The sequence below is a fragment of the Xanthocytophaga flava genome (genome assembly GCF_030068545.1).
Lineage (GTDB): Bacteria > Bacteroidota > Bacteroidia > Cytophagales > 172606-1 > Xanthocytophaga > Xanthocytophaga flava.
Genome location: NZ_JASJOR010000055.1, coordinates 21,259 through 30,287 on the forward strand (window position 1 = coordinate 21,259; position 9,029 = coordinate 30,287).

A 9,029-nucleotide genomic window follows, 5' to 3' on the forward strand; every position below is an offset into this window, starting at 1 on the left:
CAACTAAAAAACCAGACCAGCTAATTCCCTTTTATATAATAAGCTGCAAAAGTATCATGAGTCTAATTAGGAATAATATCTTTGTGCTACGCCTATGAAAACTCAAAACTCACTGTACAAACGAATCAGACTCTCAACACTGGATAATCTGGAGTTATTGATAGCAAAAGAATATACAGATAGTTTTCCAGCCCACAGCCATAATACCTTCTGTCTGTCTTTGATTGATCAGGGCACTTTCAGTGAAAACAATATATTGGCAACACCCGGCACTATTCATCTCACACCTCCGGATAAGTTACATACGAATGAACTTGTACATGAATCAGGTTATTCATTCAAAACTTTTTACATAAGTCCGGATCTGTTAAAATCACTCCATGCATCTCAACCCATTTATTTTGAGATGTCTGTAATATCAGATCCGGAGCTATACACTTCATTCCAACAAATCACACAAGCTTTTGGGAATCAATCGCCTGCACCTATAGGTGCACTACAGGAAATAGTAAAAAAGCTCCTGACCAGGTACGCAGTGGACAAACCAGAAGAAGAAAAGTATGAATCTGCCACAATAGTCAGAGAATTACAGATGTATATCCATGAACATCTTGAGGAAAAAATTTCATTGGATCTTTTAGCGAATCAGGCGGGCTTAAACAAATTCAAGCTGTTACGTTTATTTCAGAAACATACAGGTTTGTCCCCTATTGCTTATATTATTCTTCAGCGTATTGAAAAAGCCAAATCACTGTTAAAAAGTGGCTATCCTGTAGTAGAAGCTGCATTGGAAACAGGATTCTATGATCAGAGTCATTTCACCAATTATTTCAAATACTATGTTGGCGTCCCTCCTATGACATATCAGAATGCCTGCAATATTTTACAAGACCAGAACTAGAAAGATTTATTTCTTTGCATAAATTTCTTTTTCTATGCGAATAAACTTTCTGTCTCTGCTTCTTTCTACTTTTATAGTAGTATGCTGTAAATCTGCAAAGACACATTCTGTTCCTACTATTGCCCAACTCGAAGCACAGCTCAAGAATATAGAATCGCACTCTGCTCTACCAGGATTTGCTGTAGCTATCGTAAATCAGGATGGTGTTGTCTATCAAAAAGGATTTGGCTATGCTAACCTGGAGAAAAAGATTCTGTATACTCCAGAAACTATTCAACCCGTTGGGTCTGTGAGCAAAACATTTATTGCACTTGCCATACAAAAAGCCATTGAACAAGGGCACTTTACACTGGATACAAAGATCAATGATATTCTTCCCTTCCCTGTCAACCATCCTAAATTCCCTGAGAAAGCTATTACAATCAGGCAATTGGTGACCCATACTTCCGGGATTCTGGATAATGAAATCGGATACCAGAAAGCCTATCAGAATGAAAAAAAGCCTACTATTTCCTTGAAGGAATATCTGATTAGCTATCTTACTCCAAAAGGCACTTTATATACATCTGAAAACTTCAGTAATCAGGAACCTGATATAGAGTACAACTATACTAATATTGGTTCAGCATTAGCAGCCTATCTTATAGAAGTCAAAACAAAGATTTCGTATGCAGACTATGTAAGGCAATACATTTTAGATCCCTTACATATGCAGGACTCACATTGGTTTTATGAATCCATCAAAGCAGATCAGTATGCATTGTTATATAACCATGTAAATAAACCCTATGACTTTTACTCATTAGTAACTTATCCGGACGGAGGTTTACGTACATCCTGTCACGATCTGTCTTTGTATCTGATTGAAATGATCAAAGGATATACCCAAGAAGGTTCGCTGCTAACAGGAAAATCATACCAGTATATGTTTAGCCCACAATTTGAACCAACTAACAAACCAGCAGGATTTCCTGAAAAGTACACCAATCAAAGTATGTTCTGGACGATCAATCGTACAGGGAGGATTATGCATACAGGAGGAGATCCTGGATTATCCGCTTTTGTATCTTTTGATCCTCAAAAACAAACAGGACGGATTTTATTGATAAATACAGAAGTGGAAGAAAATGAGAAAGCTGTGCAGCAAATCAAGGAGATTACAGAGATTCTGCAAAACGTTGAATCCCATCTTAACTAATCATTTTAACACAAAGTACCTATTTTTGGATTTATCAGGATCATAATACAATAAACCTCTCACTGAAAAATTAATATTCTCATAATACCAGACTATGTAGATTTGGCTATTCATTTTAACATTTATTTTGTTATGAAAGCCACTTTACTTACTCTCTTAGGAATACTCTGGCCGGCAATCTTCCTGGTAGACATAGATCAGCTCCCTTTAAATCAGATTCAGGTTATCGGCTCACACAATAGTTATAAACAAGCTATCGAACCGGCCTTGTTTCAGACATTGAAAAAAGCGGATTCTTCTCTGGCTAATCATATTGACTATAGCCACCTAAGTCTTGAAGAGCAGTTGAACATGGGATTGCTTAACCTGGAAATAGATATCTATGCAGATAGTCAGGGAGGAAAATATAGCCATCCCAAAGGACTTGACTGGGCAAAACAAACAGCTGCTTATGATCCGAAAGAAGAGATGAAAGAACCTGGATTTAAAGTCTTTCACATACAGGAGATTGATTTTCGCAGTCATTGCCTTACGTTCAAAAATTGCCTCCAGACGTTAAAGAGTTGGTCTGATACTCACAAAGGTCATTACCCTATATTTATTACAATCAATGCCAAAGATGAGACTATCAATAAACCAGGATTCACAGTACCAGAAAAATTTACTGCCGAAGTATTTGATCAGTTGGATAAAGTACTTATAGAAACACTCGGTCGGGATAAACTGCTTATACCAGATGATGTGAGAGGTAACCATAAGACACTGGAAGATGCTGTAAAGAACAACAACTGGCCGAAAGTCAAGGCAGCAAAAGGAAAGTTTATTTTTATTCTGGATGAACAAGGTACAAAGCGTACTTCCTATATCCAGAATCATCCCTCATTAAAAGAACGTATCTTGTTTACCAATTCAGACGCTGGTACTCCAGAAGCGGCAATCATTATCAAAAACAATCCGGAAAAAGAGTTTGCAGAAATCCAAAAACTGGTAAAACAAGGATACATAGTTCGAACTCGTGCCGACTCTGATACAGAACAAGCAAGACATAATGACTATAGCCACTTTACGAAAGCACAACAATCTGGTGCACAAATCATCACCACCGATTATTATATACCCAGTACTCATTTCAAGTCTGATTACCAGATTAGTTTTAAGGACAAAAAATATATCAGGGTAAATCCGGTAAAACCATAGTGCCTGTTTTTATCTAATTTACAAAAAGGAGTATTTTTAATTTTATCTAAAATATCCCTTTCCTCTATTTTTCTTTCTAAAATTCTAGTAAAAATAGTCGGTTATCTTCTATATACAGTAACGATAGAAGATAACCTTTATGAACGATCAATCTAAACATGTAAGCCGCAGAAGTTTTCTGGCAGCAACCGGAGCAACCCTCACGGGTAGTTTGCTGGTAAATCCATTTTCCCTACAAGCTATACCTATTACAAAACCAGCTAAAAAAATTCGGTTGGCTATGGTTGGTACCGGAAGCCGGGGTAGTAGTATGTGGGGTACCGATGTACAGAAAAACTATGGAGAACATATTGAATTTGTTGGTCTGTGCGATATCAATCCAGGTAGATTGGAATACGTCAAAAAAAGAATGGGTGTAACCTGCCCTACGTATACTGACTTTGACAAAATGATGAAAGAGATCAAGCCTGACACTCTTATTGTCACTACAGTTGATGCGACTCACCATGAATTTATCATCAAAGGTTTGGAAATGGGTGCCAATGTACTCACCGAAAAACCTATGACTACTGATGAAACTAAATGCCAGGCTATTCTGGATGCGGAAAAACGTAGTGGTAAAAAAGTAACTGTTACCTTCAATTATAGGTATTCGCCCCATCGCGCCAAAATGTATGAACTCCTCCGTCAGGGAGCCATTGGTAAACTTACTTCTGTAGATTTCCATTGGTATCTGGATACCAGTCATGGAGCCGATTATTTTCGTCGCTGGCATAGACTGGTAGAGAAAAGTGGTTCATTATGGGTCCACAAAGCATCACACCACTTTGACCTGCTCAACTGGTGGATAGATAGTGATCCAACAGAAGTATATGCATCTGCATCACTCGATCATTATGGAAAAAACAATTCATTCCGTCATACCAATTGTCGCCCATGTCCGCATAAAGACAAGTGCAAATATTATTGGGACATCACCAAAAATGAATCGTATGTGAATCTGTATGTGAATAATGAAAAACATGATGGATACCTGCGGGATGGATGTGTATGGAAAGAAGACATCAATATTTATGATAAAATGGCAGCAACCATTAAGTATGCCAATGGAGTACAGGTTAGCTATTCCTTAACTACGTATTCACCTTATGAAGGATATCGTATTGCATTCAATGGTACAGAAGGCAGGTTGGAAGCCTGGATTCAGGAAAGCAACCCAACTGAAAAACACGATTATGATGAACTAATGTTGACAAAAAATTTCGGAGACAGAGAATACATCAAGATATCTCATGGCACCAGTGGGCATGGAGGAGGAGATAAACTACTAAAAGACCGCATTTTTATTCCAGGCACCTCTGATCCATTACGACAGTCTGCTGGCACACGTGATGGAGCATTGGCCATTCTGATTGGTATTGCAGCCCGTAAAAGCACACAAACAGGACAAATAGTTAAGATTGGCGATCTGACAACAATAAAACCTCAAGCACAAAAGGCCTGAGAGACTAAACCAAAAAGCCTATAGACCTATCTATAGGCTTTTTACTTTGTGCAATTTATACCCTTACTGCCCTTTACCTTCTTTCTTTGCCGCGTTTTCCTGTGCATAACGAATCTGCTTCAGATAAAAAACAGCCTCCTGTTCTTTTACCGGTGTAATGGAATAGGAGTTTTTTCGTGCACCAGCGGGCAAATACTGAAAGTAATTAGGTCTGGAAACATCAGGTTGTAAACTGAAGCATTCTCCATTTTCGTTCTCTGCACAAATTGAAAGCTCCGATAAAAGAGAAGTCCATTCTACTTCTACCATAGTGTTTGGCTTCAACTCTCTCCTCAAGGTATCAGATTGATTACTTAGCCTTATAAGAATGGTTTTATCATCTTTTGCTTTGTCTCCTCTGTAGTAAATAATACATCGGGCTGATGAACGTGGAGTAGCGCCAACTATTTCTGGATGACTTGAAACGGCCTGTATCTGCCCAGTCTCCATATTTAACCAGTATGTTTGAATAGTATTATTAATTGTTACTCCTCCTACTACTACTGTGACCACGCCTCCTACAACCCCTCCTACCAACGCTCCTGTCGCAATTGCAGGTGATGCCGCATTTGTACTTGCATATGCATCAAATAAAAATCGTCTGCCTACTTTCTTTAGTGGAAAATAATCATTCTGTGCATGTATATAGACCTGCTGTCCATCTGAAAAACCCCAGGCATCCCGTACCATTGTGGGCTTCCCATCTTTTCCTCTTACATAAGGTATTGCCCGTTCTTCTCCATTCCAGCGTTGTCCTTTCCGAATACTCCTCTCCACACCAAAATTATCTATATAGGAAGGTGTATTACTTCTGAATTCATTAAAACTATAATAAATGCCTTTTTGAGGGACATCTACCTGAAATATAGGTAGCTTGTCAAATTTAGAATCATCTGTTGCAGGTGCGTTCATTTCTGATTCTGATAATACCACTCCCTGAGAAATCTGCTTTTGATAATTGCTTTTTACTAGTTTTTGCATACACTTTGCCAAAGCACGTGCAATATTCTCATCATGCTTTTGAGTAACATCCATTCCTTCGTGCTTACTCAATGCATAAGTCTGATGAACCAATCGAAGTGTGTCATTACTGTTACTGATAAAGTCTAAGCCTATGGATGCAGTTGCAGTCTCCCCACCAGCCGTAATCGTTTCAGAGATGGTCAGATAGATTACTTTTACAATCAATGCATTATCCCCTTTTCTTCGAGGTAGATTTGTATCAAAGAAACCTTGTAGCTCTTCTGTTAGCTCTTTCTCAAAATAGGCATCTCGTGGGTTGTTTAACATTCCTTTGTATACAACCCCAAGCTCTGACTCCTCAGTCCGTGCATCTATTACCTTTGTTACATAGAAATCTCTATTTTCAATTTGGATAGATTGTTTTCTGAGGGAAATAAGAAAAGAATCCTGTGCGATAACAGAAGTGATTGTACTAAATAAAAGGAATAAAAAAAATAAGGCAAAATGTTTCATTTAACAATATTCATAAATTGAGTGTGAGTTTTATTATTTTTTTCAGTAAAAGTAAACATAGTATTTTAATTCTTATCAGAGCAATTTTCGCGTTTACTAGCTAAACACCTGTAAATAAACAGAGTACAACAGTTACTCTAGATATATTAGTAGATTATACTATAGCATGGAAAATATATTTATACATATATTTTTCAACTATATTAAGCTAGGTATTGCATTATTAAAAAAACTTTCTACCTTTGCACTCCCATTCGACAAGAAGTCAAAATGGAAAACAAAAAGGAGGCTTAGCTCAGCCGGTTCAGAGCATCTGCCTTACAAGCAGAGGGTCGGGGGTTCGAATCCCTCAGCCTCCACATATCAGCAAAAGGTCTTAGATAATCTCTAAGACCTTTTTTATTTTTCATATTTATAGGTTATAAATAACCATTCGTTCAACGCTATTTCTTTTCAAGATATAAGATCAGGCCTTATTTTACTCTGCTATTTTACAACCGTGAACAATGCTTCGAAGCTGGTTCTCCAGCGAATGTCCATCTAGAAGCCCCCAATGTTCTATAATTTTCCCATCTGCTAACCGATATAATCTATATCCTACCGTTTCTACTTCCTTGTAGGTGGCAGGTATATCTCTCCATAATCCAACGTGTTTCATTTTCATACGAACTTTGATCACACTTTTATCATTCTCTGTAACCTGATCATCAATAAGTGTAGTATGCTCAAAAGAAAAGCTGATAGCTTGTATCCATTTTAGCATCCCTTCTTTACCTGCAGGCAGATGGTCAGGTAAAGAGTGATCAACAAAATCAGGATGAAGAAATTCCTGTACAACATCAAATTGGCGTACATTCCAGATTTGTTCAATAAAATCAGTAATCAGTGTTTTGTTAGACCTTTGCATAGAAGTATGTTTAGTTTACTAGCCTATACAAAAGTAGAAGGGTTATAAGAGAAGAACCTGTGATAAAGGTCACATAAAATACTAGACATTTTTCACCTTGCTCCGGATTCGGCTTAGAGTTTCTCTGGCTATACCCAGATAAGAGGCAATTTGAGTCAGGGATATACGTTGGACTACTTGCGGCTGGTATCGCAACAGATGTTCGTAACGCTCCTGTGCTGTGAGTAGTTGAAACAACGCCATCTGCTCTTCCTGTTGAGCAACAAGCATCTCAAGCAACTTACGGCCAAAAGATTCAATCTCGGGAGATAGCTGATAGGCCGCCAGCAACTTGGCTCTGTCAAATCGGACTGAAATCAACGACTCGCATGCCTGAATAGCATACTCAGATTTCAGATTCTTTGTCAGACTTTTGAGATTGGTAGCAAATTCCTGTTCAAAATAAAAGGCAGTATTAATTTCATCTCCTTCTTTGTCATAAAAGGCTCTGCAATATCCTTGAGTTATAAAAAAGATAGATTGACAGACTTCACCTGGAGTAAGTATATAGTCTCCTTTGGAAAACTGGCAGACAGTTAGTGTATTTTGTAAGATCAACCAGCTTTCTTCTGACAGGTTGCCAATAGTATGGATATATACCTTTAATTTATGCAATGCATCAGTCCATCTTTTATCTGTTTTTTCCATCTGTTGATACAACTACAGCTTTTATAGAGGAGATGTATATCTATATCCCTCTTTAATAACTTTGAATGTTTGCCCTTCTTCCTGCATATAAGTAGCATTATATCCTTCAGCTCCTACCCAATCCGTAATCAATTCTATCTTTCCTTCATATTCCAATACAGCCAGAATTTTGTAATACTCCCATCCAAATTGTCCGCCATCATCTACACTCCACGTACTTGTCTCATCGTATTTAGCTGGAAAATCTTTATAAAGAATTTTATCTGAGCCAACCACAACCAATGAGGCCAGTGCAGAATCACCTTTTAATTCAAATTCTACAAGAAAAATGCTTCTATTGCCTGATAACTTTACCAGACTATGCGAGTCCTTTACCTTCCATCCCTTAAAGGATTCTATCTTTGCTCTGTTACTATCAGAAAGCTTTCCTTTTTCGAAAGGTGTTGTTGGGATCAGTTTATGCGTTTCAAGAAATGGTTTTGTGAACAACACTGTAGTTTCTTCTTCACTTACTGTCCCAGATGTCACTGTGTAGAGACTTCCTCCACTTCGATCAAAGTTTTCAGCCCATTGACGGCCATTGCTTTGCTCTGATTCTTTTTTTGCTTCACGAAAAATAATGTCGACGATCTTTCCTTCTTTTGAAAGAGCCTTGGTAAAACTCTCAGGCATAACTACTGAATCTTCCTGAATTAGTATTCTTTTGCCAGTCTGATCACAAAATCCAAAACCAATTGTTGAGATACTTGTTTCATTAGCATTGGGAACAGATTCTGTTGTTGTTTCTGATTGCACAGTTATAGAATCATTATTCTTTTCACTCTGTTTAGAATCAGTGGAGCATCCAATCTGCCCAAATAGAAATAGAAAAACAACACAGGTATTTATAAGAAGGGAAGAAATATATCTGATAGACATGTGTTTGAGAGTTATATACTAACCGCAAGTCTACCATTTTTGCTTCTGTTTTTCAAGATTCTTATTTTGTATATAAAGAAGTTGTTTAGTAAAAGGAAAGGATTCCCGAAAAAGAGTGAATTTTGAGATGCGAACCAAAAAATATCACTCTAAATGGAAATCCTTTCGAAAGATACGATACGCACCTATATAGTTGCAAATT

Annotated in this window: 8 protein-coding genes and 1 tRNA gene; 5 read left to right on the top strand and 4 right to left on the bottom strand. The window is 37.6% G+C overall.

The genetic code is table 11. The annotated features are described in order from the left end of the window. Window positions 1-94: 94 nt before the first annotated feature. The 4 genes from QNI15_RS37650 to QNI15_RS37665 all read left to right on the top strand — a co-directional run bounded on the left by QNI15_RS37650 (window position 95) and on the right by QNI15_RS37665 (window position 4,800). The gene (locus QNI15_RS37650; protein WP_314037230.1) at window positions 95-901 is read left to right on the top strand and encodes an AraC family transcriptional regulator; all 807 of its coding nucleotides are present in this window, start codon (window positions 95-97) and stop codon (window positions 899-901) included. Window positions 902-935: 34 nt separating this feature from the next. After that, on the top strand, window positions 936-2,099 hold the full coding sequence (locus QNI15_RS37655) for a serine hydrolase domain-containing protein (RefSeq protein WP_314005921.1): 1,164 nt from the start codon (window positions 936-938) through the stop codon (window positions 2,097-2,099). 132 nt (window positions 2,100-2,231) lie between these two features. Continuing rightward, a complete protein-coding gene (locus QNI15_RS37660) occupies window positions 2,232-3,296 on the top strand; it encodes a phosphatidylinositol-specific phospholipase C1-like protein (RefSeq protein WP_314005922.1) in 1,065 nt (354 codons plus the stop codon). Between the two features lie 139 nt (window positions 3,297-3,435). Continuing rightward, entirely contained in the window at window positions 3,436-4,800 is a 1,365-nt protein-coding gene (locus QNI15_RS37665; protein ID WP_314005924.1) for a Gfo/Idh/MocA family protein, read from the top strand. Between the two features lie 63 nt (window positions 4,801-4,863). Here the strand turns inward: QNI15_RS37665 and QNI15_RS37670 are convergent, their stop codons facing one another. After that, window positions 4,864-6,315 (bottom strand): hypothetical protein, encoded by a 1,452-nt coding sequence (locus QNI15_RS37670; protein ID WP_314005927.1) that lies wholly within the window; start codon window positions 6,313-6,315, stop codon window positions 4,864-4,866. Window positions 6,316-6,599: 284 nt separating this feature from the next. Between QNI15_RS37670 and QNI15_RS37675 the strand changes: the two genes are divergently transcribed. Further along, window positions 6,600-6,674 (top strand) — tRNA-Val (locus QNI15_RS37675). A 119-nt stretch (window positions 6,675-6,793) separates the two neighbouring features. On the opposite strand, the gene QNI15_RS37680 is transcribed toward QNI15_RS37675, so the two are convergent. The 3 genes from QNI15_RS37680 to QNI15_RS37690 form a co-directional block, all read right to left on the bottom strand. Then, window positions 6,794-7,222, bottom strand: a complete 429-nt coding sequence (locus QNI15_RS37680; RefSeq protein ID WP_314005930.1) for an ester cyclase — start codon at window positions 7,220-7,222, stop codon at window positions 6,794-6,796. Window positions 7,223-7,303: 81 nt separating this feature from the next. Further along, window positions 7,304-7,909, bottom strand: a complete 606-nt coding sequence (locus tag QNI15_RS37685; protein WP_314005932.1) for a Crp/Fnr family transcriptional regulator — start codon at window positions 7,907-7,909, stop codon at window positions 7,304-7,306. A 21-nt stretch (window positions 7,910-7,930) separates the two neighbouring features. Continuing rightward, window positions 7,931-8,704, bottom strand: a complete 774-nt coding sequence (locus tag QNI15_RS37690; RefSeq protein WP_314005934.1) for a hypothetical protein — start codon at window positions 8,702-8,704, stop codon at window positions 7,931-7,933. Window positions 8,705-9,029 lie beyond the last annotated feature (325 nt).